This is a genomic window from Yersinia mollaretii ATCC 43969, assembly GCF_013282725.1.
GTDB classification, from domain to species: Bacteria; Pseudomonadota; Gammaproteobacteria; order Enterobacterales; family Enterobacteriaceae; genus Yersinia; species Yersinia mollaretii.
Genome location: NZ_CP054043.1, coordinates 3,581,839 through 3,605,611 on the forward strand (window position 1 = coordinate 3,581,839; position 23,773 = coordinate 3,605,611).

Here is a 23,773-nt window from a genome sequence, read left to right on the forward strand (position 1 = left end):
TCCTTAGAATAAGTTGGATTGATTTTTAAGCAGGTTTTCCACATCTTTATCGACTTTGATCTGGATTTCATGCTCAATCTTGACGTTCATATTGATAGTGATAGGTTTTTCCGGAGTCGCTACCTCAAGGCGCACACAGCCACTGAGTAACAAAATACCCAGAGCCATCGCCATACGTTCCCCTGTCAAGATCTTCATTCCTGCGTCCTCGCCGGTGTTGCTGTTGGTTGTGTCGTTGATGGTATAGAAAGCGTTTGTTGTAACCACTCTTGTAAATTGTCACCAAAACGCAGGCTGCGCCAGAGTTGGAAGACATTTTCCTGATGTTGATAATTCAAGATGACCGCACGTTTGGAATTTTTCTGCGTATTCACACCATGAATTTTTGAACTTAACGTTAATTGACCCAGATTATCAAGATCCACTTTGGCATACGATTGATAAATCTCCATATAACGCAACCAATCAATCGCCGCCCCCGCCGCAATATTGCTGTCGCCGATTTGGTTTGCCAGCTCTTGATCCAGACGCAGTGTCACCATGCCGTCGTTTGCCATCCAGCCATTGCGCACCAGCCATTGTGGGTTATTGAGATAAAGTGGCAACTCGCCATTCACTTTACCTGACATCGCAAACTGTTTCGGCTGGAGCACAGTAAAGAGTTCGCTAAGATCGATGCCTTTTAATTTCAACACGGCGGCATCATGCTGTGGCAATCGCAATGCAGATAAACTCATGTGCCCCTTCAGAATATCCATCCCCACATTGCTCAGCGTCAATGGGGTTTCCTCTGAATAGGGGTAACTGCCTTGTAGATCGGCTGTGATATTCTGCATTTCAAACAGATTAGTGAGCGAAGCAATACGCAACATCACCGGCTCTTTGGCCCCCAACTGCCAGCGGTGATCTTGTAAGCGGTAGGACATCACAAAATCCAGCCCACTCAGTTCGCCCTCTTTCAGCCACATACCGCCATTCTTGACCACCCAGTGACCACCGGCAGCAAAGCCCTGTTCGCGGGCTGCCGAGAAGGCCGCTTGCGCATAAAACTCACCATCACGCAGTTTGATGCCTAGCTCTTGCGATATCAGCGGCTGGAATACTTTTAATGACTGTTTCGGCCACCAGCCTTCACCGCGTAAGCGCTCACCATCCCAGCGACCACTCAGCGGGATCGGCCCGATAGCTTTCGCCTGTAATTTTCCCTGCCATAAGAAACTCTCTGGGTCGCGGCCATTAAGTTGCAACGATAATACCGCTGGGGGCAGATAACCGCCGCCATCACTGAATGCCACTTTTTTCGCCCCCAACTCAAAACCGGCGATAAAAGCAGGATGATGGTTATCCCGCTGCCAAGTGAGGGGTTTGACCAATGTCAGCCGGGGGGCATCCACTTTCACCAACCCATACTGCAAACGATCAAAACCGGTCGAGAGTTTATCCACCGTGATCAAGGTGCCCTGCCAGTTCCCCTTGCCGCTGACATCCCAACGCGCGGCTAGCGGAGGCAGTTGACCACTCCCCCAATAGCGCCACTGCCAATTTCCCTTATCGGGCCAGAAATCCTGCGCCTGACCATCTAAATGTAGATTGAAGCTACCCCAGTAGCTGTCCTGCGCATCGACAATCGCTTGTAGGCGACCCGTGACCCCAGCGGAGGTCACTTTTACCCCCGCGAGGGGCCAGCGAGCATCCTTAATACGCAATTCGGGTGTGACATCTCCGTGGGCGCGCAGTAACGCGCCGGGGTGCAGTACCCATGTGGGATTCAGTACCGAGCCGCTGAGAATGCCGGGAATAGTGGCATTCAGCACCATGGTCTCCAGATTGGCCTGCCCACTGAGCTGGAATGCTAAGTCGCTGTTGATCATGCTCAGATTGCCCGGCCCAAGGGTCAGCACCGCATTGCCCTTGCCACTTTGGCCCGAGGTGATCACATTGATGCGGGCATCCACCGAGGTTTGATCCAGCCCCTGATCCCAATCATGTAGCGTCAGATTAATGCCACCACTCAGCGGTTGCTGAGCATAGGGCCACTGCCACTGCCCCTCCACGATTTGAATTTGGTTGACTGACACCCGCCACGGCAACCGCGCAATGGGGGTCTCGTCACCCTGCTCAGTCAGTGTCAGTACCCCCTGCTGCTGTTGCCAGTTCAGATTCAGTAATAGCGGTTTGGAGAGATAACCGGTGGTCAATACGCCGTCGAGCGCCCCCTGCTCCGGCCAGTCATCCAGCGACAGCGGAATTTTAATTTTGCCGCTCAGCTCAAACGGCTGTGGGGTGCCGGGTACCGCAATCGAGAACTGATGCAGGCTAAGTTGCTGGTTTTCATCCAGTGTCGCAGCAAAGCTCAATTGTTGGCCCTGATAGCGCAACTCTTGGCTAAACTTGGTCTGTGGGCCAGCGCCCTTTGTGTTGGAGGAGGTGAGGGTCAATTTACCGGCGTATTGCTGCCACGGCGTAATTTGTAAATGGGCGATATCCAGACTCAATACCGAGAGCTGCTGTTGCCAGTAGGCCAAATTTTGTGGCGTGCTCTCGCCGCTGGCGGGGAGCTGACTCAGACAGGCGGTATCCAGCGCCACATCACCGGCCCCCACTTGCCAACGGCCTTGATGGTAACCCAGACTTAATTGATGAATATTGGCGAGCGTACAGCCATTCACCCCATAGCGCAGTTGCGCAATACGCAACGCGCCATCTCGCCAAACCGGAGGGCTGGCTAATGTGAGCTGGCTGCCCGCAGGCAGCCAATATTGGGCGATTTTCGGTAACCACTGCGGCAGGGTTTTCCATAACGCCATCAGAGAAATTGCGCTGATTAATAAAAACCAACCCACTATTTTTGCGCATTTAGTCATGACTTGCCTTGTTTTATCACCGAGCTGACTCGGGGTGTGCTTTAATCTCACTCATCTAAGCTGCTGCAAGATACCACAAAATAGAGTGTTATCCTGAGACTCGAAATTGTATGATTTATTCAAATCTGTTAGATTGATCACATTATTTTGACGGAGAAATGACGATGAAATTAGCCGTTTACAGCACTAAACAGTATGACCGCAAATACCTCGAATTGGTCAACAAAGATTTTGGCTTTGAATTGGAGTTTTTCGATTTTCTGTTATCACCCAAAACCGCGAAAATGGCGGCGGGCTGTGACGCAATCTGCATCTTCGTCAACGATGATGCTTGTCGCGCCACCTTAGAAGAGCTGAAAAGTGTCGGGGTTGAGATTTTGGCCTTGCGCTGTGCGGGCTTCAATAACGTGGATCTGGAAGCCGCAAAAGAGCTGGGCATTCAGGTGGTGCGTGTTCCGGCTTATTCACCGGAAGCGGTGGCTGAACATGCGGTTGGTATGATGATGAGCCTCAATCGTCGTATTCACCGCGCTTATCAGCGTACCCGTGATGCCAACTTCTCGTTGGAAGGTTTGATTGGCTTCAATATGCATAACCGCACGGCGGGGATCATTGGCACCGGTAAGATTGGTGTCGCCACCATGCGCATCCTGAAAGGTTTTGGTATGCGTCTGCTGGCCTTCGACCCTTACCCAAGTGCGCAGGCGCTGGAGCTGGGTGCTGAATATGTTGATCTCAAAACTTTGTACGCCGAATCTGATGTTATCTCGCTGCACTGCCCGATGACCCCAGAGAATCATCATTTGCTGAATAAGCAATCATTTGACCAAATGAAAGATGGCGTGATGATCATCAACACCAGCCGTGGGGGGTTGATTGATTCTGCGGCGGCGATTGAAGCACTGAAACAGCAAAAAATCGGCGCACTCGGGATGGATGTGTATGAGAATGAACGGGATTTGTTCTTTGAAGACAAATCCAATGACGTGATTCAGGACGATGTTTTCCGCCGTCTCTCTTCCTGTCATAACGTGTTATTTACCGGCCATCAGGCATTTTTGACTGAAGAAGCGCTGACCAGTATCTCTGCCACCACCATGCAGAATATTGCCCAACTGAAAAACGGCGAGCCTTGCCCGAATATCATCAGCGCCTAATGCGTTGTGAACCTCAAGGATGAGGTTTATTTCAGCGAGCGCGGCCAACACACCGGCAACTTGAAAGATGACAACACTCTGGAATACCCAATAGATTTCGAGGTGCAGGAAGGCGGCAAGTGAGTGCATCCCGATGAGCTGACATCAGTCAGTGATTCGGGTGAACGAGCGCAGCCAACACACCGGCAACTTGAAAGATGAAGGGTATTCTTATTTTGGGCAAGCGCCCCGCATCAACGCCCACTCCTCGCACCGCTTGCCATCGGGCAACTGGCACATCCCGACACTGCCGCCATTAAGTTGCTTGGCGAGGGTTAATACCCCTCCCGCATTGGCACAATTGACTGATGCCGGATTCGCCATACTGACTTTCGTGTGGGCACTGGTGGCTTGTTGTACAGGTTCATCGCTGGCACTGCGGTTTGACGTGGTATCGGTTGGATCATTGCTGCTGCAAGCGGCTAAAAAAAACACGGCGCCACCCACAAACCAAGATAATGCGTTCATTATTTTACTCCGGCATGAGAAATATATAGCGCTATAATTGGGTTATATAATCTCTGTTGTAATTAAAACACAACACAAATAAGCATAAACGCAATAATTTAATTTAGGGCAGACAGGTATTTTAGCGAGGAAAATAATCAAGTTAATATTAATCCTATAAAGAATCAGACACCTAGCGTCGATTTTAAAATAGAAAGGGAATAAATATGATTACTGATTTACTACTGCGAATTACTCTGGCCGGTGCGCTGGGGGCTTTGATTGGGCTGGAACGTCAATTACGCGCTAAAGAAGCGGGATTACGTACCCATATTCTGGTGGGTATCGGCAGTGCCATGTTTATGATTGTATCAAAATACGGTTTTGAAGATTTACTGACACTGGAACACGTCAGTTTTGACCCTAGCCGCGTCTCCGCGCAAGTCGTCAGTGGTATGGGGTTCCTCGGTGCCGGGACCATCATGATTCAAAAGCATATGGTGAAAGGGCTGACCACCGCTGCGGGCATGTGGGTCACCGCCGCTATTGGTCTGGTGATTGGGAGTGGCCTGTATGAGGTTGGCATCTATGGCACGCTGGTGACTCTGGTGGTGCTGGAGATCTTCCGTCAGTTAAGTGACCGTCTCATCGGCCAACATCATTTTGTGTCGATTAAACTGCCATCCCAAAGTGTGCCGGGTATTTTGGTTGCTATGCAAAAACTCAAACTTGCCCCCATGAATCTCTCTGTCGAGCAAAATCATGACAATGGTGAAGTGGACTGTGAACTCACTATGGAAATAATGTTACTTCCGAGAAAAAACCTGAGCCAAATTTATGACGCCTTGCTGAAGGTGGAGGGAGTCCATAAGTTGGATATTACATAAGTGGGATATTACATAAATTGCGCTATCTCTACATTGCCGCCCCACCCGCGACAATACGAAGATAGCGCATCCTATTCCATCGCCAACTTTATTAATGCATCGGGGTCTTGGACAGCAGGTTAATCACCAACACACCCGCAATAATCAATGTCATCCCCGCAATGGCGGCCCAATCCAGCTTCTGTTGATACAAGAATGTGGCGGCGATGGAAACTAATACAATTCCTAGCCCTGACCAGATGGCATAGGCAATCCCCAGCGGCATGGTTTTCACCACCTGCGAAAGTCCCCAGAAAGCAATACCATAACCGATGACTACCACAATCGAGGGAACTAAGCGGGTAAACCCTTCCGATGCTTTCAGCATGGTGGTTGCCACCACTTCGGCAACAATCGCCATCATTAAATACATGAAACCACTCATCGTTACTCTCTCATTTCAGTATTGAGCAGGCATTATGCCCGCCGATGCTTAAATGGTCATTAAATCCATTTTAGCTTCACAATTATTTCACAAATGCACTTAACATCTGAGTAATAATTGCGCGTCACCGCGACGAGCAATATCTCATTGCGATCAGAAATAGTTTTCTAATTGTAATAATTATTATCTGAATCGCCACTCTATGCGCGATCCGCACTCCTCATCTTATTTATAGAGGGCGACCGCCACACAAATGCGATAACTGGCAAAAATGCGCTCTGCTAGAATTTCGTTATTAGTTCAAATAGACAGATTGGTTCAAATAGCCAGTTAGCATTCCAAGACACTCATTACTCCTTTTTATGTGCACGAAAATGTTCTCGGCATAATAAGCAATGTGAAGGTACAAATTAATGATTACGACTGACGGTAACAGTGCAGTGGCTTCTGTGGCCTATCGTGCCAGTGAAGTTATTGCTATCTACCCTATTACGCCAAGTTCTACCATGGCCGAACAAGCGGATGCTTGGTCAGGTGACGGCAAAGTCAACATCTGGGGTGATGTGCCCCGCGTGGTGGAGATGCAGTCTGAAGGCGGGGCCATTGCGACTGTGCATGGAGCACTGCAAACCGGTGCGCTATCAACCTCATTTACCTCCTCGCAGGGATTGCTGTTGATGATCCCAACCCTGTACAAGTTGGCGGGCGAGTTGACTCCCTTTGTACTCCATGTGGCGGCCCGCACCATTGCCACCCATGCACTGTCGATCTTTGGTGATCACTCCGATGTGATGGCCGTACGCCAGACCGGTTGTGCCATGTTGTGTGCCAGCAGTGTGCAGGAAGCACAGGATTTCGCCCTGATCTCTCAAGTGGCGACACTCAATAGTCGTATTCCTTTTATTCATTTCTTTGATGGTTTCCGCACCTCACACGAAATCAATAAAATTGTGCCGCTCAGTGATGACACCCTGCGCCAGCTACTGCCGCAAAAAGGGATTGATGGTCACCGCAGCCGCGCACTTTCGCCGGATCATCCGGTAGTGCGAGGCACATCCGCCAACCCCGACACCTATTTCCAGTCACGCGAGGCCACCAACCCTTGGTATAACAATACCTATCAGCATGTGGCCGATGCCATGCAGGCGTTTGCCGAGGCCACGGGGCGCGAATATAAGCCATTTGAATATTACGGCCACCCACAAGCTGAGCGCGTGATTATTCTGATGGGGTCTGCCATCGGCACCTGCGAAGAGGTGATTGATAGCTTGCTGACCCGTGGCGAGAAAGTAGGCGTGCTAAAAGTGCGTCTATTCCGCCCTTTCTCGGCTGAACATCTGCTGAGTGTGTTGCCGTCATCGGCGACCAAAATTGCAGTGCTGGATCGCACCAAAGAGCCGGGAGCCTTAGCCGAGCCGCTCTATCTGGATGTCATGACCGCGCTGGCGGAAGCTTATAGCCGTGGCGAACGCGCCACCTTGCCGAAAGTGATCGGCGGCCGCTATGGTCTCTCCTCCAAAGAGTTTGGCCCCGACTGTGCGCTGGCCATTTTCAAAGAGCTGCTGCTGGATCTGCCACGTCCGCGCTTTACGGTCGGGATTTTTGATGACGTTACCGGCCTGTCATTGCCACTGACGGATGAGAAAATCGAGCAACGCGCCACACTGGAAGCCCTGTTTTATGGCCTTGGCAGTGACGGTTCCGTCTCGGCGACCAAAAATAATATCAAGATTATCGGTAACAGCACCGCGCTCTATGCACAGGGCTATTTTGTCTACGACTCGAAAAAGGCGGGCGGCCTGACCGTCTCTCATTTGCGTGTCAGTGAAACGCCGATCAACTCGGCGTATTTGGTCAGTCACGCCGATTTTGTCGGCTGCCACCAGTTGCAGTTTATCGACATCTACCAAATGGCTGAACGGCTCAAACCGGGCGGCATTTTCTTGATTAATACCCCATTTAGTGCCGACGATATGTGGTCACGGCTGCCACAGGAGGTGCAGGCGGTGCTGCATCAGCGCAATGCCCGTCTGTTTGTGATCAATGCCGCAAAAATCGCCCGTGAATGTAAGTTAGGGGCGCGCATCAATACCGTGATGCAGATGGCGTTCTTCCATCTAACACAAATTTTACCTACGGCCATGGCACAAGAGCAGTTACGCGCCGCCATTGATCGCAGTTACAGTAATAAAGGGCCGGAAATTGTGACCCGCAACTGGCAGGCGCTGGATGCCACGCTAGAAGCACTGGTAGAAATTCCGCTGCAACCTATTGATGAACATAGCCCAATGCGCCCGCCGATTGTCTCTGATCAGGCACCCGATTTTGTCAAAACCGTCACCGCAACCATGCTGGCCGGTTTGGGTGATGCACTGCCCGTTTCAGCGTTTCCACCCGATGGCACTTGGCCAGTGGGCACCACCCAGTGGGAAAAACGCAATATCGCGGAAGACATTCCTATCTGGCAACCCGATCTCTGTACCCAGTGTAACCACTGTGTCGCCGCCTGCCCGCATTCAGCCATCCGCGCCAAAGTGGTACAGCCTGATGCCATGGCCGATGCGCCGGACAGCTTGCAATCGCTGGATGTGAAAGCCCGCGATATGCGCGGTCAGAAATATGTGCTGCAAGTCGCGCCGGAAGATTGCACCGGATGTAACCTGTGTTACGAAGTCTGCCCAGCGAAAGATCGCCAGAATCCTGAAATCAAAGCCATCAATATGAAACCACGGCTAGAGCATCTGGTGGAGGAGAAAGCCCACTATGATTTCTTCCTCAAATTGCCGGAAATTGATAAAACGCAAATGGAGCGTATCGATATCCGGACTTCACAATTGATTTCGCCGCTGTTTGAATACTCCGGTGCGTGCTCCGGTTGCGGTGAAACACCGTACATTAAGCTGCTCACCCAACTGTATGGCGATCGCCTGTTAATTGCCAACGCCACTGGCTGCTCCTCCATTTATGGCGGCAACTTACCGACCACCCCCTATACCACCAATGCTGATGGCCGTGGCCCCGCATGGGCTAACTCGCTATTTGAAGATAATGCCGAATTTGGTTTGGGCTTCCGTCTGACCGTTGACCAACATCGCCAACGTGTCACGCGCTTGATAACTCAACTGGCCCCTCAACTGCCAGCAGATTTGGTCAGTCAGTTGCTCAATGAAGACGCCACCCCTGAAGTTCGTCGCGAGCAGGTGACGCAACTGCGCCAGTTGTTAGCTCACATTCCTGGTAATGATGCACAGCAGTTAGCCACCGACGCAGATTATCTGGTGGATAAATCCATCTGGCTGATTGGCGGCGACGGCTGGGCCTATGATATTGGTTTCGGTGGCCTTGATCATGTGTTGAGCCTGACCGAAAACGTCAATGTGCTGGTGCTAGATACCCAGTGCTACTCCAACACCGGCGGGCAGCAATCCAAAGCCACGCCGCTCGGGGCAGTGACTAAATTTGGTGAACATGGAAAACGTAAAGCGCGCAAAGACTTAGGTGTCAGCATGATGATGTACGGCCATGTTTATGTGGCACAAATTTCACTGGGCGCGCAGCTCAATCAGACGGTAAAAGCGATTCAGGAAGCGGAAGCTTATCCCGGTCCGTCACTGATAATTGCTTACAGCCCTTGTGAAGAGCATGGCTATGATCTGGCCTACAGCCATGACCAAATGAAGCAATTAACCGCGACCGGTTTCTGGCCGCTGTACCGTTTCGATCCACGCCGCGCGGATGAAGGCAAAGCGGCTTTGGCGCTGGATTCTCGGCCACCGAGCAGTGACCTGACCACCACGCTGCTTAAGGAGCAACGCTTCCGCCGACTCAATACCCAAGAGCCGGAAGTGGCCGCGCAACTGTATGCCGCAGCCGAAAAAGACCTGAAAAAGCGCTATGACTTCCTGAGTTTACTGGCGGGGAAAGCAGAAAAAGCGCCAGCAGAGTAATTGATTAATCGGTTAAATCACCCAGCCAGTCAGTTTTCCCTGACTGGCTTTTTATTTTGTGACAATTTTTATTACCCGCCATTCTTAAGTTGAAATATCAACGCATTAAATGAGGTGATAAGTTATCGCCGATTCATATTTAACTCTACAGAGTAAAACACCTCCTTCATGACGTTATTTAATGCCGAATTCTATTTGATAAATTCAATGACAAAGAGGTTTTATGAACCTGAAAAACTGGATGTCACACTTAAGTGAAACAACATTATTGGGCCATATATCAATACCGGGAACACATAATTCCGCTTCATTTCGTTCGACCGCTGTGGGTTCAACATTTACACAAACACAATCTTGGGATATCAAAGCACAGCTTATTCATGGTATCCGTTTTTTGGATGCACGATGCCGCCTGATTAATGATGTTTTCACCCTGCATCACGGTTCAGTATTTTTAAATCAATATTTTGGTGATCTTCTCGCGACCTGCATTCTTTTCTTAGAAAATAACCCAACAGAGTTTATTATTTTGTCAGTTAAACAAGAGCATACGGAAGAAGATAACACTAAAAATTTTGCTAAAGTCATGTGGGATAATTATATCATACCCAATAGAGGTAAATTTTATTTGGCTAATGAGATACCTATGATTGCGGAGGTGAGAGGAAAAATAGTGCTGCTTCGGCGTTATGATGGAGGTAATGTGGGCATTAATGCGACCCCTTGGAAAGATGACACTACATTCTCAATTAAAAACGGTAATTTTACTATTTATGTACAAGATAATTATGATGGTTATACCGATCTGAGCATACACTTTAAGCGGAAGTTTGTTGAAGGCTTATTAAAAAAAGCAAAAAGTGAACGCCTCACGAATTTATATATTAACTTCACAAATGTATCCGGCATTATATCACCCTACTCTGGTGCGAACGGTCATTTTTGGGTTGATGGAATGAATAGCTGGTTCTGCAAAAATTACAGCGGGAAGCGATTTCTGGGCATTATTGTTTCCGATTTTGTTGACCTTGGAAATGGAGCCATTATTAAAACAATAGTTAATTCAAATAACTTCAAATAAGCCATCACACTCATCCTTATCACATCAAAAAATCTATTTATCAATGAATGCGCACCGCCACTCCAGATGGGACTTAACATTCACAAATTAAAACGCTAATACATACGCTTGTTGAATGATAAACTTGTGTCATAGCAACAACGCCCTGTCATGCCCCCAACTGGATATGAGTCAAGAACAAATGCAAGAGAAACAAGTGGTTAATCAGAAATCTCACTATGATTTGAACAAATTACAAAAACGCTTGCGCCGCAATGTCGGTCAGGCGATTGCTGACTTTAATATGATTGAAGAGGGTGACCGCGTGATGGTCTGCCTGTCAGGGGGCAAAGACAGCTATACCATGCTGGATATTTTGCAAAGCCTGCAAAAAAGCGCACCGATTAACTTCACTTTGATCGCGGTGAATCTGGATCAGAAACAGCCGGGCTTCCCGGAAGATATTCTGCCTGCTTATCTGGATAAACAGGGCGTGGAATATAAGATTGTGGAGGAGAATACCTACGGGATAGTGAAAGAGATTATTCCTGAGGGGAAAACCACCTGCTCACTCTGCTCCCGTCTGCGCCGTGGTATTTTGTACCGCACCGCTACTGAGTTAGGAGCAACCAAGATAGCCTTGGGTCACCATCGTGATGATATTCTGCAAACACTGTTCCTGAACATGTTCTATGGTGGGAAGCTGAAAGGTATGCCGCCTAAGCTGATGAGCGATGATGGTAAACATATCGTCATCCGCCCGCTGGCCTACTGCCGTGAAAAAGATATTGAGCGGTTTGCTGTCGCTAGAGAGTACCCGATTATTCCTTGTAACTTGTGTGGCTCGCAACCAAACCTGCAACGTCAGGTGATCAAAGATATGTTACGCGACTGGGATAAACAGTATCCAGGGCGCATCGAAACGATGTTTAGTGCCATGCAAAATGTGGTGCCGTCACATTTGAACGACCATAACTTATTTGATTTTAAAGGGATTACCCACGGCAGCGAAGTGGTTGATGGCGGTGATTTAGCCTTTGATCGCGAAGAGTTACCACTGCAACCTGTTGGCTGGCAGCCTGAAAGTGACGACGAGCGCGAACATCAGCCCTTAGTGCGCCTCGACGTGGTAGAGATTAAGTAAGCTCCCGTCGATTATCGCCTTATTCCGCCCAACACAGGGATGAGGCGAACCTCTGCTTCGCTTAAAAAAACATAAAAAAAATGCCGATGTTGAGACAACATCGGCATCGTAACAATTATGTGCTATGCAGTAATTCAAAAATAAAAGTATTACAAATATGGAGCACAACGCCCATCGCTTGACGTTGCATTCACCTGCAAAGTGATAATGCCTGAGTCACCCCCTTCAAATCTTGATGTGGCTCAATTTTGCAGTGATTAACCCCCTCTCTGCCCGACTCTTTTATGCCACTCTCTGTCACCACTTAGAGCCATTTACTGTGCTTTAACCACCAAGCAACACTCAATACCAAAACCACCAACATCAGGCAAAATGTCGCGAAACCAAATGAGTCGGTGTTACCGGGAATCCCCCCCAAGTTGACCCCGAACAAACCGGTTAAGAAGGTGGTCGGCAAAAATACCATTGCGAGCAACGACATGGTGTAGGTCCGGCGGTTCATCGCATCAGCCATCAATGAGCTAATTTCATCAGACAGCACCGCCGTCCGCGCGATGCTGGAATCCAAATCCTCTAAACCACGCCCCAAGCGCTCTGAGATCTCCTGCATCCGACGCCGATCATCATCGTTCATCCACGGCAGCCGCTCACTGGCAAGCCGTGAGAAGACATCCCGCTGGGGGGCCATATAGCGGCGCAATACAATCAGTTGCTTACGCAGCAAAGCCATCTGGCCGCGCTGCGGAATTTTCTGCTCCAGTAAATCATCCTCAAGATCGATGATTTTATCGTGCAGATCCTCAATAAATTCACTGGTATGGTCGGTCAAACCATCAACAATCTCCACCAGCCAACTACCGCTGTTTGTTGGCCCAGTGCCACTTTGCAAATCATTCAGCACATCATCAATGGAGTAAACCTTGCGGTGACGGGTTGAGACGATCAATTTGTCCGTCATATAGACCCGGATGGTGACTAGCTGATCGGGGCGAGCATCATTATTAAAATTAATGCCCCGCAGAGTTATCATCGTGCCATCGCCCAGTCGGGTGACCTTGGGGCGTACACTCTCACCAGCCAACCCATCGCGCACCACCTCCGGCAACAGTGAGGTGTTTTGCAGCCAGGCGGCACTTTCTGGATGAGTGTAATCCAGATGCAACCAACAAGGTTGCTCCGCAGTGGCGACGGCATCCGGGCGGATTGATGTCACCCCGCCCTTACCGTCCAACTGATAGGCATAAACGGCATCAGAGACTTGAAGTGCTTTCCCTTCGACTACATCCACAACACTATCCTCAATTCGGCATTTATCATGCAATTAGCTCAGTGTAGCGCTAGCTACCTGATCTTTAAAGGTGATGGGCTCTGATAGCGAGCGGCTAAGGAGTTGTAATGTTAAAGGCCGCGAGAGGCTAGATGCTTTGATATACAATTCGCCCCAATGGCTAACAGTAATAGATTAAAGGAATATTGATGATGGAAATCAGTATCATAACGTTAGTGAAAGCATTAATTGGTGGTGCAGGCGCGGGGTTTGCTATGACGGGCTGCTTATCATTCTTAGTCCCCGCCTTAACTGTCACGGCCTCCTTTGCTCTCACATTTGCCGCTCTGGGGGGAGTGATAACCGCAGGTATTTACTTGAAAAATAGCTTGGTAGCCTGATTTGGAGCAGCTCTCTTCTCACTGGTACACGCCACAAACATAAAGCCGTCGATATCTATCGGCGGCTTTTATTTTCATTCTCGAAGCATTATCAAATGCTGATATCCATCAATGCTTGATAATATACATCATTTGGCTATAAGCGACGTCTTCTGGGTTGGTAATAGGGTAACCTTTCACCCAAGGCTTAATTAACCGTCCATTGGTGAATTGATATATCGGCGCTATCGGCACCTGCTCTGCAATAATCTGCTCGGCCTTATTATAATCATCATTTAATAATTTGGGATTCGTCTGCCGCCCCGCCTCATTCAATAAGCGATCATAATTTGCACTCTTAAATTTGGCGATATTCCCACTGTGCGTTGATGTCAGCAGTGACAGGAAAGTCGATGGCTCATTGTAATCGCCAACCCATGAGGCGCGGACAACATCAAAATTACCGGTATTGCGACTATCAATATAGGTTTTCCATTCCTGATTAATCATCTGCACATCCACACCCAATGTTTTCTTCCACATGGAAGCAATGGCAATGGCGAGTTTCTGATTGTTGTCAGAGGTATTGTACAACAGTGATAATTTTAACGGTTTATCCGGACCATAACCCGCAGCATGCAGCAGTGCCTTGGCTTGCGCATCTAATTCATCCTGATCTTGCTGCTGCAATGCATTCGCGACTGGGTGGTAACCTGCGGTGACATCAGGGGTAAAGTGGTAAGCGGGTTTCTCACCGGTACCCAATACCTTTTCAGCAATTATCTTACGATCGATGGCATAAGAGAGAGCTTTGCGTACCCGAACATCATTGGTGGGCGCACGCTGAGTATTAAAGGCGTAATAATAAGTGCCTAGCTGATCGGGTGTATAAACTTGGTCAGGAATATCTTTTAACAATTTCTGATATAAATTCTTCGGAAAAGACTCTGTAATATCAATATCCCCTGCCTGATAACGTTTAGTTGCATTCGCTTCCTGATTGATTGGAATAAATGTCACTTTAGTCAGTACCGTCTTCGCATGGTCCCAATAGTGTTCATTTGGCACCAAGACTAACTTTTCATTGACTACGCGGTCTTGTAATTTAAATGCGCCGTTTCCAACCAAATTACCCACTTTCGTCCAATCACTGCCATGTTTTTCAACAACGGTTTGTGGCACTGGGAATAAACTGAAATTAGCCGTCAAACTGGGGAAATAAGGCACTGGCCGAATGAGCTTAACTTTTAGGGTATAATTATTAACCGCACTCACTCCCAAACTTTCTGGTGGCATTTTTCCAGCAATGATTTGTTGCGCATTTTCCACGCCAGCGAGTTCAGCAAACCAAGCAAAGGGAGATAAACTTTTAGGGTCAACCAAACGACGCCAACTGTAAACAAAGTCCTGCGCTGTCACTGGGTCGCCATTAGACCATTTCGCGTCTTTACGTAGCGTAAATATATAGGTTTGATTATCTGTTGTTTGCCAGTTTGTGGCGACACCGGGAATCACTTCACCCTGCGCATTTTGATTAACCAACCCTTCGAACAAATCCCGGTCAACCTGCGCCTCAATTAACCCAACGGCTTTGATTGGATCAAGAGACGCGGGTTCATCTTTAATATGACGAACAATCTCTTGTTTCTCAGCCAGTACCGTGCCAGCAGGGACATCAGCGGCACTGGCAGTGCCCAGCGCTGAGCCAACCCATGCGGCACACAATGCATAACGGAAATAGCGCATAATTGATAACCTTTTCGTTGTTGTTCCATGTCAGCGTGATGTTGTTCTGTGTCAGCGTGTTGTTGTTCTGTGTCAGCGAAAATAAAAAAAGCCGAATAAACATAAACTAGCAGATTAACTGGCTTAGTGACGATGGGAAAATAAAAAATAGTGCACTCAATCACGCCGGGGAATAACACCAGAACTCATTACGACAATCTGCAACAGAATTTCACCTCTACTTTTCACTTAATCACTATTCTGCCTATTAAAAATAACTTATTGATTCAAAGTGATAATGTTAGATGCTATGTTTAACGGCAATATTTATGTATTCGGGATAACAGGGAATATCATGAGTCAACATCGGCCCCGCTCAGCACGCGGAAATCTGGTCACCTTAGGCCAGTCCTACGGCAAATCTCTGCTGGGTGCGCCGCTGCTTTATTTCCCAGCGCCCCCTTCAGCCGCGAATCCGGGTCTGATTATCGCCGGAACACATGGCGATGAGAGCGCCGCAATTGTTGCCCTCTCCTGTGCGCTACGCACTATTTCACCAGAACAGCTTCGCCATCATGTGGTGTTGGCGGTGAACCCGGATGGTTGCCAATTGGGGCTACGAGCGAATGCTAACGGTGTTGATCTTAATCGTAATTTCCCTGCCCAAAACTGGCAGTCAGGGGAAACGGTCTATCGCTGGAACAGTGTAGCCGATGCGCGAGATGTGCTGTTATCGGCAGGTGAACAGGCGGGATCTGAGCCGGAAACAGCGGCTTTATGTGAGTTAATTACCCAGTTGGCCCCGCGCTGGGTGGTTTCATTCCACGAGCCACTGGCCTGCATTGAAGATCCCGACAGCTCTGCGCTCGGTGCGCGGCTGGCGGCTAACTTTAACTTACCGCTGGTCACCAGCGTGGGTTACGCCACACCCGGCTCTTTTGGTAGTTGGTGCGCAGATCGCCACTTGCCCTGTATTACCGCCGAATTGCCGCCGATCTCTGCTGATGCCGCTAGTGAGTGTTATCTGGCGGCATTGATTGATTTATTGACGCTGACGGATTAAGCCGACAAATCAATTGCACCGGTTGAGAAGCGCAGCCCGCCCTCAACATCCTGCGCCAACCACGTGGGGCCGTCCAGATCAACAAAGCGGGCACCTGGAGCCAAAGGCAATGCGGCCCGAATGGCGCGCGAAGTGCATAACATGCAGCCGAGCATAATGGCGAATCCCAGTGATTTTGCCTGCTCGGCTAGCAGCAGTGCTTCGGTTAATCCGCCACTTTTATCCAGCTTAATATTGACCATCTCATAGCGGCCAACCAGCCCCACCAAATCAGCCCGCGTGTGGCAACTCTCATCAGCACATATCGGCAACGGATGAATAAAGTTCTGCAAACCCTCATCCTGACCCGCAGGCAATGGCTGCTCGAGCATGGCGACACCTAAATCAGCCAGTAACTGGCAACGGGCCGCCAACCCCTCGGTTTGCCAAGATTCATTAGCATCGACGATTAGCGTCACTTCCGGGGCAGCAGTGCGAATCGCCACCAAGCGCTCAGCAATCAGGTGCTCATCCAGCTTTATTTTCAATAAGTTGGCACCTTGACGTGCCAACGCACTGGCACTGTACGCCATCGTTTCTGGCGCATCGATACTCACTGTCTGGGCCATCTCAATATGAGAAACAGGTACAATATTGCTCATCTGCCATAAACTTTGTTGCTTCTGCAAACTCTCCAGTTGCCATAGCGCACAATCCACTGCATTTCTTGCTGCCCCGGCCGGTAATAGCAGCTGCAACGCCTCTCGAGAAATGCCATATTCGATGCCACTGACCACCAAGGCGAGCTGTGCCATCACAGAAGATTCACTTTCGCCATAATGGGGATAGGGTGTACATTCGCCAAAAGCGACGATGCCGTTCTCTTCAATTTCGACCACCACCACTTTCGCTTCTGTGCGGCTACCTCGGGAAATAACAAACGCAGAATGGAGAGGCCAAGCCTCAGGGTAGAAACGCATTGTTCTCAATTATGGCTCCTTGGGACTATTCGGACTTTGGTATCCGGCGTTAGCATCTAACCTAAACAAAATCTCCGGTATTTGGCAAATTTCTCATAGGCAAGCTGCCATTGTTACCTTAAACTGAACTTCGTGTTACACATCTGTAAAAAGGAGAAAATAATGACACAGACCGTACATTTTCAAGGCAATCCAGTGGCCGTCGCAGGTCAATTGCCGCAAGTGGGCGATAAAGCGAAAGACTTTACTTTGGTAGCGAAAGATTTATCTGACGTGGCCTTGAGCAGCTTCGTTGGCAAACGTAAAGTCCTGAATATCTTCCCAAGTATTGATACCGGTGTTTGCGCTGCATCTGTCCGTAAATTCAATCAACTGGCTGGCGAACTTGAGAACACTGTTGTTCTTTGCATCTCCTCAGACCTGCCATTTGCCCAATCACGTTTTTGCGGGGCTGAAGGTCTGAGCAACGTCATTACACTGTCAACTTTGCGTGGCGCTGACTTCAAACAAGCTTACGGTGTAGCGATTACTGAAGGCCCATTGGCCGGTTTGACTGCACGTGCTGTAGTAGTTCTAGATGGTCAGGACAACGTGATCTACAGTGAGTTGGTGAACGAAATCACCACTGAACCCAACTATGATGCCGCACTGGCAGCACTGAAGTAAGTCGATAATTTTCGGTTTAAATTAAACCGAGATAGAAATTCAAAACGGCTGTTCCTTCTGGGTTCAGCCGTTTTTATTAGGTTCGTTTCCACGACCGCGGGGTTAGAGCTGATAACCCGCCTTATGGCTTACTCTTCTTCGGTTTCATCACTCACGGGTCGTTTACTGCTCAACCCATATTCACGTAATTTATTGGCGATCGCCGTATGGGAAACGCCCAGTCGCTTAGCCAGTTTCCGCGTGCTCGGATAGTTGCGATAAAGCCGGGTCAGAACAGAACGTTCGAATCGTTTGCTGATGTCATCAAGCGAGCCATCCAGTACTTCATCCCCCAGAGCCGCTTCAACTTCAAATTCCGGCAAGATGATATCTTGTGGTCGCAATTCTGAGCCTTCCAACTGGGTCAAGGCGCGATAGATAGCATTTTTCAGTTGCCGCACGTTACCGGGCCAACCGTAATTTGTCAGGAAACTGCTCAGTTCAGGGGCCAGTTTGGGGCGAGGCACGCCCTGCTCGTCAGAGAAGCGAGCCACAAACAGCGCCGTCAGCGGCATGATATCTGCTTGACGCTCACGTAATGGCGGCAAAGTGATAGTCAACACATTGAGGCGATAATAGAGATCCTCACGGAATTCACCGCGCTGTACCAACTCCACCAAATTCTTTTGCGTGGCACAGATCACCCGCACATCGACATGCACTTCATGCTCTTCGCCAACGCGGCGGAAAGTGCCATCGTTGAGGAAGCGCAAAAGTTTAATCTGCATACGCGGTGACATTTCACCGATCTCATCCAGCAGCACCGAGCCGCCATTTGCCTGCTCAAAGAAGCCTTTTTTGCCTTCAATGGCATTGGGGTAAGCCCCTGCCGCATAGCCGAACAGTTCACTTTCGACCACATCGTCTGGCAGTGAAGCGCAGTTTAGCCCGAGGAAAGGCATTTTTCCGCGTGGGCTACGCAGATGACAGGCCCGCGCCAAGAGATCTTTACCCGTGCCAGTATCACCCACCAGCAGCAGTGGCGCATCCAGCATGGCGAGCTTGCGGGCTTGCTCAAGCACTTGCCGCATCTTGGCGCTGGTCGCGACAATCTGTTTAAATTCTGTATCATCGTTGACCGATAATATTTGTAGCTGTTTCCCCATGCGAGCAGTGGATTTTAGCATCACTACCGCGCCAACCGTCTGACTTTGCTGATTTTCGTCTTCAAGTTGGATGGGGGTGATCTCCATCAGGTAATCCTGATTGTTGATCAACACCCGTTCGGTATGAGGCGCAGTTTCCCCCTCCTCAAACCAACGGGCAAAATTATACCCGCCCAGCAGGCTACCGGCGGTTTTGTGGCGGATTTTCTCCTCATTAAGGGAGAACAGATCACGGGCTGCGGGGTTGGCTAACTCAAGATTCCCCTTTAAATCGATAGAGAATACAGGCTCAGGCATGGATTCGAGCAGTGCTCGCAATGAGCGATGCTCTCGCTCTGACGGCATAAAGGAGACGGTGCGGACATCAGTTACGCCTTCAATACGGCGAATATCCATCATTAATGCGCTGAATACGCTGAAATCCAGTTGAGAGAAATTCAGGTAAATGCGACCAATCGGATCAATTTCGATCCCCCGTAAATCAATGCTGCGTAAAACCAAGAGATCAAGTAACTCTCTGGTGAGACCGATTCGGTCTTCGCAAAAAACTTCCAAGCGCATCAGTATCGACCTTATGTATGGCAGGTGCGGAATTCTGCCTATGATAATACCCTGTCCCCCCTTGCTGATGAAGCAGTCTGTCAGCAAAAGTTGACAGGAATCGGCTTTTTGCTGTTTTTTTTACCCCAATCAGCCTATTAAGGTAAGATCATCGACCCTTAACACCGACATATATAGCGGCATATTATTTTTTATATTGATTATTCAGAATAATATAATGCCTGAATGCGTCAAGTTCCCGCGTCAACGTCCGGTGACACTTTGCTTTCTATCGGCCATCTGGCTATAGTATATGTAGCCACATGACCGAGGAGGTTACATGAGAGCATATCACCCCGCCCCAGCGACCAAAGCTGGCGCGCTATGGCGCGAGATTGGTTTGCCCGCCAGCCGTGGCACTATTTTGGTTGACAGCATAAAGTTGGGATTTTCTGTTGATGTCATCGACAGTATTCACCTTTGGGCCTCCATGCCTAAAGCTGAAATATTACGGGCTACCGGGATTCCCAGTCGGAGCCTGACACGCAGACGCACCCATGATGGCCGTTTTACGCCGGAAGAGAGTGAACGTATTGCGCGTTTCGTCCGCGTCATGGATGCGGCAGTTGATCTTTTTAGCGGCGACAAAGGCAAAGCCATTACGTGGATGTCAACGCCGATTAAGGGCTTAGGGCATCGCAGCCCAGACTCCTTACTGGAGACAGAAACCGGCGCATTGGAAGTTTGTGACTTAATTGGGCGGTTGGAGCACGGCGTATTTTCCTAACGGCGCGGCCTTAGGGATAAGTGACATGGATAAGTTCAAAAGAGGGATACGTACACGATATGAATCGTAACGCGAGGAAGCTCAACCCGATGGGCCAATATTGATGATGCTCTATCGCATTGTGATGCGCCGTTATCTTGCATCAACCTGGACCGGCTATGGCGCTGAAATTTATGGCGGACGCTGGAATCATAAGGGCCACGCTGCCCTCTATCTCGCCAGTAGTGTGTCGTTAGCCATGCTGGAAACACTGGTGCATATCCAAGACAGCTCCACACTCAGCGAGTTTGAGTTATTCCAAATCGAGATTGATGACAGCCAGATTATGCTGTTGCAGCGACCAGATTGGCCGATCGACTGGCGCAGTGACCCCGCGCCAGCCGCCACAATGGATCTTGGCACCGAGTGGCTGGAGTCAGAATCCTCGGTGGGACTGCTGGTGCCATCCACACTGGTGCCGTCAGAAAACAATATGTTGGTCAATCCGCGCCACAAAGAGTTTCAGCTCTGTTTGAACAGTGTCAAACCCCTGTCGTTCTCCTTCGATCCCCGGCTGAAATAGTCATCGCTGCGAATCAGTAGCGCGACCACTATTGGCTAGATTTATCTTTTTTCGGCAGTGTATTTTTCAATTGCGAGATTAACTGGCGGCGGAAATCACCTAATTTAGGTTTATCTCCCTCCAACCACGGCAAGGGGCGACACAGCTCCATCGCCTTGATACCCAGTCGTGCCGTCAGCAGTCCCGCACCAATCCCTTGCGCCGCACGGGCAGATAACCTTGCAGCCAGATCCTGCGATAACCAATCCATGCCCACTTCCCGCACCAGCTCAGAAGCACCAGCAAAGGCAATGTTCAGCAGCACCAAACGGAATAAGCGAATGCGGCTGAAATAGCCCAACTCAATGCCATACAGAGCAGCAATACGATTGATCAGCCGAATGTTACGCCAAGCAATAAAGGCCATATCCACTAGCGCCAGCGGGCTGACGGCAATCATTAGTGCCGATTCAGCAGCATAGCGGCTGATCTCCGCCCGTGCCTGATTATCCAGCGCTGGTTGCACTAATTTGGCATACAGCTCAACCACTTCCCGATCGTTATGGGTCTCATGGAGAGAAGCTTGCCAGCGCTGGAGTGCCGGATGCCCTTGATCCAAGCCCGCCTGACGTGCCAACTTTTCACAAAAAGCGCGCCCCTGTCCAATTCCGTGGCTGACCAAGAGTTCGCGCGCAATGTCCCGCTCTTCCGCCCGCTGGCGTAAACGATACAAGCGCCGCCACTCAGTGAGCACCGAACCCACTCCCGCCAGCACAATCAGCCCACCAGCGGTGGTGGCCCCTAGTGCAATCCAATCTTGCTGTTGCCATGCCTGATTGACCCACTGCACTGACTGAGCAATCACACTGACACCAAAGAGCGCCAAACCGGCCGTCACCATTTTGCGCCACAAACTGCGCCTCGGTTTTAGCGCCGCATTGACCAGCCCCTCCACGCGCCCCTCTTCATCTTCGGCATCCAATTCGGGTGCCGCAGGGTAGAAGTTCTCCGCCGTTTGCGGATCAAAAGCCTGCGCCGCCTTTAACACGGGTTCATCCAGTGGCTGCAACGGCTGTTCAAAATCGATCCGGGGTTTTAATGGCTCACTCATCGCAATTTATCTCCCAATAAGAACTCCATCACTGCATCCAGCCGAATATGGGGTAATGGGCTATCAACATTTACCGCTTGCGGGCGAAACTCATCAAAATGGAACCCCTGTTGATCCCAGAAGGCTGGCCCCGGTAAACGGGCTGGCACGTCACCGGGGAAGACCGTCAGTGGCGCACCATCGACCAAGCGATTGCCGCGCAACGCCGGGATTTTCTGCCCCTGATGATCGACAATCCCGCTTTCGGTTGCCTGTACCGAAGCCAAGCCGACACAATCCATGCTAATCCCTTCAAAGGCGGCATTCTGCCAAGCTTCCTGCACCAATTGCTGGAGTAGCGAAACCAGATTCGCATGTTGATCGGCTGTGACATGGTCCGCTTTGGTTGCGGCAAACATCAGTTTATCGATGCACGGCGAGAATAGGCGGCGAAATAACGTGCGCTTTCCGTAATGGAAACTCTGCATCAATTGTGTCAACGCCAGCCGCATGTCGTTAAACGCCTGTGGCCCGCTATTGAGCGGCTGTAGGCAATCCACCAGCACAATTTGGCGATCAAAACGGACAAAGTGCTCTTTGTAAAAACCCTTGACCACCGAGTGGCAGTAATAGTTAAAACGAGTGCGCAACATCCCAATATTCGAGTGTTTATCCGCCTGCGCCAGCCGTGATTCGCCAAGACCATTGACATCCGGCCACGGGAAAAACTGCAATGCTGGCGCACCCGCCATATCACCGGGCAGCACAAAACGCCCCGGCTGAATAAAATGCAGCCCTTCATTTTTGCAGCGAATCAGATAATCGGTATACGCCTGTGCAATGGCGGCCAACTGATTTTCATCGGCAGGGGCCAGCGGATCACACTGTTGGCACAGGGTCAGCCAAGGTTTAGCCCACTCTTGGCGATCCCCTTGCAGCAAGCCCGCCATCTGGCGCGACCAGCTTAAGTAATCCTGCTCCAACATGGGTAAATCAAGCAACCATTCACCCGGATAATCGACAATCTCCAGATAGAGTGTCGATGTCTCTTTAAAATGGCGCAAAAGCGAATCGCCGGAACGAAAACGCAGCGCTAAACGAATTTCACTGACACCGCGCGTCGGCGTTGGCCAGTTCGGCGGTGTGCCATACAACGAAGCTAGCCCTTCATCATAGGTAAAGCGCTGGATGCCGAGATCGCGCTGTGGCACGCGTTTGACACCCAATAACCGCTCTTCGCGCACAGCAGAAAACAGCGGCAGACGTGCACCGCTGTGAATATGAAGTAATTGATTCACCAGAGAAGTAATAAATGCGGTTTTACCGCTGCGGCTCAGGCCCGTTACCGCTAATCGGAGATGGCGATCCATCCCTCGATTAACTAATGATGTGATCTCATTTTGCAGTCGTTTCATGCTTCTCCTTGGCAAATTGGCCCGCCGTGGCCGTCATGGCGCGTTTTAACATCGGTTCCAGCATCAGCAGCAGTAACCAGCGCAGCGGCTTACGGCTCACATTTTTGACTATCAAGCCCGCCGCACCGGCGGGGCCATAGGTCAGTGCGACAGTAAAAATAATCTTAATCAATGTGGTGAATACTACACCTGCACGTCTACGGGCGGAATTATTGTTCATCGCTAT

General features: G+C 49.8%; 21 protein-coding genes. 10 read left to right on the forward strand and 11 right to left on the reverse strand.

The genetic code is table 11. The features are described from left to right. Positions 1-3: 3 nt before the first annotated feature. Together HRD69_RS15960 and HRD69_RS15965 are read right to left on the reverse strand one after the other, a co-directional pair. Positions 4-198, reverse strand: coding sequence for a YnbE family lipoprotein (locus HRD69_RS15960; RefSeq protein WP_032813652.1), 195 nt, complete (start codon positions 196-198; stop codon positions 4-6). Next, on the reverse strand, positions 195-2,864 hold the full coding sequence (locus HRD69_RS15965; RefSeq protein ID WP_004874303.1) for a YdbH family protein: 2,670 nt from the start codon (positions 2,862-2,864) through the stop codon (positions 195-197). Before HRD69_RS15965 ends, HRD69_RS15960 begins: the two co-directional genes overlap by 4 nt. A gap of 164 nt (positions 2,865-3,028) precedes the next feature. On the opposite strand from HRD69_RS15965, the gene HRD69_RS15970 reads away from it, so the two are divergent. Beyond that, on the forward strand, positions 3,029-4,021 hold the full coding sequence (locus HRD69_RS15970) for a 2-hydroxyacid dehydrogenase (protein ID WP_032813650.1): 993 nt from the start codon (positions 3,029-3,031) through the stop codon (positions 4,019-4,021). 210 nt (positions 4,022-4,231) lie between these two features. On the opposite strand, the gene HRD69_RS15975 is transcribed toward HRD69_RS15970, so the two are convergent. Further along, a complete protein-coding gene (locus tag HRD69_RS15975; protein ID WP_032813592.1) occupies positions 4,232-4,528 on the reverse strand; it encodes a putative hemolysin in 297 nt (98 codons plus the stop codon). 206 nt (positions 4,529-4,734) lie between these two features. On the opposite strand from HRD69_RS15975, the gene HRD69_RS15980 reads away from it, so the two are divergent. Continuing rightward, positions 4,735-5,394: an MgtC/SapB family protein gene (locus tag HRD69_RS15980; RefSeq protein ID WP_004874299.1), complete on the forward strand. Its 660-nt coding sequence runs from the start codon at positions 4,735-4,737 to the stop codon at positions 5,392-5,394. 91 nt (positions 5,395-5,485) lie between these two features. Here HRD69_RS15980 and HRD69_RS15985 read toward each other — a convergent pair whose 3' ends face one another. Beyond that, complete coding sequence (locus HRD69_RS15985) at positions 5,486-5,818, reverse strand: DMT family transporter (RefSeq protein ID WP_032813591.1); 333 nt, start codon at positions 5,816-5,818, stop codon at positions 5,486-5,488. 413 nt (positions 5,819-6,231) lie between these two features. On the opposite strand from HRD69_RS15985, the gene nifJ reads away from it, so the two are divergent. From nifJ to ttcA, 3 genes are all read left to right on the forward strand, one after another. After that, positions 6,232-9,765 carry a pyruvate:ferredoxin (flavodoxin) oxidoreductase gene (nifJ, locus tag HRD69_RS15990; RefSeq protein WP_004874297.1) on the forward strand — a complete coding sequence of 1,178 codons (3,534 nt, stop codon included), beginning with the start codon at positions 6,232-6,234 and terminating at the stop codon, positions 9,763-9,765. A gap of 223 nt (positions 9,766-9,988) precedes the next feature. Continuing rightward, complete coding sequence (locus tag HRD69_RS15995) at positions 9,989-10,846, forward strand: phosphatidylinositol-specific phospholipase C (RefSeq protein WP_004874296.1); 858 nt, start codon at positions 9,989-9,991, stop codon at positions 10,844-10,846. A 181-nt stretch (positions 10,847-11,027) separates the two neighbouring features. After that, positions 11,028-11,969: a tRNA 2-thiocytidine(32) synthetase TtcA gene (ttcA, locus tag HRD69_RS16000; protein WP_032813589.1), complete on the forward strand. Its 942-nt coding sequence runs from the start codon at positions 11,028-11,030 to the stop codon at positions 11,967-11,969. A gap of 304 nt (positions 11,970-12,273) precedes the next feature. On the opposite strand, the gene zntB is transcribed toward ttcA, so the two are convergent. After that, positions 12,274-13,257 (reverse strand): zinc transporter ZntB, encoded by a 984-nt coding sequence (gene zntB, locus HRD69_RS16005; RefSeq protein WP_004874294.1) that lies wholly within the window; start codon positions 13,255-13,257, stop codon positions 12,274-12,276. Positions 13,258-13,448: 191 nt separating this feature from the next. Here zntB and HRD69_RS16010 point away from each other — a divergent pair, with 191 nt between their 5' ends. Continuing rightward, the gene (locus HRD69_RS16010) at positions 13,449-13,637 is read left to right on the forward strand and encodes a hypothetical protein (protein ID WP_004874293.1); all 189 of its coding nucleotides are present in this window, start codon (positions 13,449-13,451) and stop codon (positions 13,635-13,637) included. Positions 13,638-13,745: 108 nt separating this feature from the next. Here HRD69_RS16010 and HRD69_RS16015 read toward each other — a convergent pair whose 3' ends face one another. Next, positions 13,746-15,362, reverse strand: a complete 1,617-nt coding sequence (locus HRD69_RS16015; protein ID WP_004874292.1) for a peptide ABC transporter substrate-binding protein — start codon at positions 15,360-15,362, stop codon at positions 13,746-13,748. A gap of 334 nt (positions 15,363-15,696) precedes the next feature. Between HRD69_RS16015 and mpaA the strand changes: the two genes are divergently transcribed. Further along, entirely contained in the window at positions 15,697-16,404 is a 708-nt protein-coding gene (mpaA, locus tag HRD69_RS16020) for a murein tripeptide amidase MpaA (RefSeq protein ID WP_032813606.1), read from the forward strand. Here the strand turns inward: mpaA and ycjG are convergent. Then, positions 16,401-17,372, reverse strand: coding sequence for an L-Ala-D/L-Glu epimerase (ycjG, locus tag HRD69_RS16025; RefSeq protein WP_032813587.1), 972 nt, complete (start codon positions 17,370-17,372; stop codon positions 16,401-16,403). The genes mpaA and ycjG overlap by 4 nt on opposite strands. 153 nt (positions 17,373-17,525) lie before the next feature. Here ycjG and tpx point away from each other — a divergent pair, with 153 nt between their 5' ends. Beyond that, positions 17,526-18,029 carry a thiol peroxidase gene (gene tpx, locus HRD69_RS16030; RefSeq protein ID WP_032813585.1) on the forward strand — a complete coding sequence of 168 codons (504 nt, stop codon included), beginning with the start codon at positions 17,526-17,528 and terminating at the stop codon, positions 18,027-18,029. Positions 18,030-18,157: 128 nt separating this feature from the next. On the opposite strand, the gene tyrR is transcribed toward tpx, so the two are convergent. After that, positions 18,158-19,735 (reverse strand): transcriptional regulator TyrR, encoded by a 1,578-nt coding sequence (tyrR, locus tag HRD69_RS16035; protein ID WP_004874288.1) that lies wholly within the window; start codon positions 19,733-19,735, stop codon positions 18,158-18,160. A gap of 319 nt (positions 19,736-20,054) precedes the next feature. Here tyrR and xre point away from each other — a divergent pair, with 319 nt between their 5' ends. Beyond that, positions 20,055-20,501: a type II toxin-antitoxin system antitoxin Xre gene (gene xre / locus HRD69_RS16040; protein WP_004874287.1), complete on the forward strand. Its 447-nt coding sequence runs from the start codon at positions 20,055-20,057 to the stop codon at positions 20,499-20,501. A gap of 103 nt (positions 20,502-20,604) precedes the next feature. Then, on the forward strand, positions 20,605-21,063 hold the full coding sequence (locus tag HRD69_RS16045) for an RES family NAD+ phosphorylase (RefSeq protein ID WP_004874286.1): 459 nt from the start codon (positions 20,605-20,607) through the stop codon (positions 21,061-21,063). A 28-nt stretch (positions 21,064-21,091) separates the two neighbouring features. Here the strand turns inward: HRD69_RS16045 and HRD69_RS16050 are convergent, their stop codons facing one another. From HRD69_RS16050 to pspD, 3 genes are read right to left on the reverse strand one after another with little or no spacing between them, the layout of a single operon-like run. Next, entirely contained in the window at positions 21,092-22,153 is a 1,062-nt protein-coding gene (locus HRD69_RS16050; protein ID WP_032813583.1) for a YcjF family protein, read from the reverse strand. Next, positions 22,150-23,547 carry a YcjX family GTP-binding protein gene (locus HRD69_RS16055; protein WP_032813581.1) on the reverse strand — a complete coding sequence of 466 codons (1,398 nt, stop codon included), beginning with the start codon at positions 23,545-23,547 and terminating at the stop codon, positions 22,150-22,152. The genes HRD69_RS16050 and HRD69_RS16055 overlap by 4 nt, the downstream gene beginning before the upstream one ends. Beyond that, on the reverse strand, positions 23,528-23,767 hold the full coding sequence (gene pspD / locus HRD69_RS16060) for a phage shock protein PspD (RefSeq protein ID WP_032813579.1): 240 nt from the start codon (positions 23,765-23,767) through the stop codon (positions 23,528-23,530). Before pspD ends, HRD69_RS16055 begins: the two co-directional genes overlap by 20 nt. Positions 23,768-23,773 lie beyond the last annotated feature (6 nt).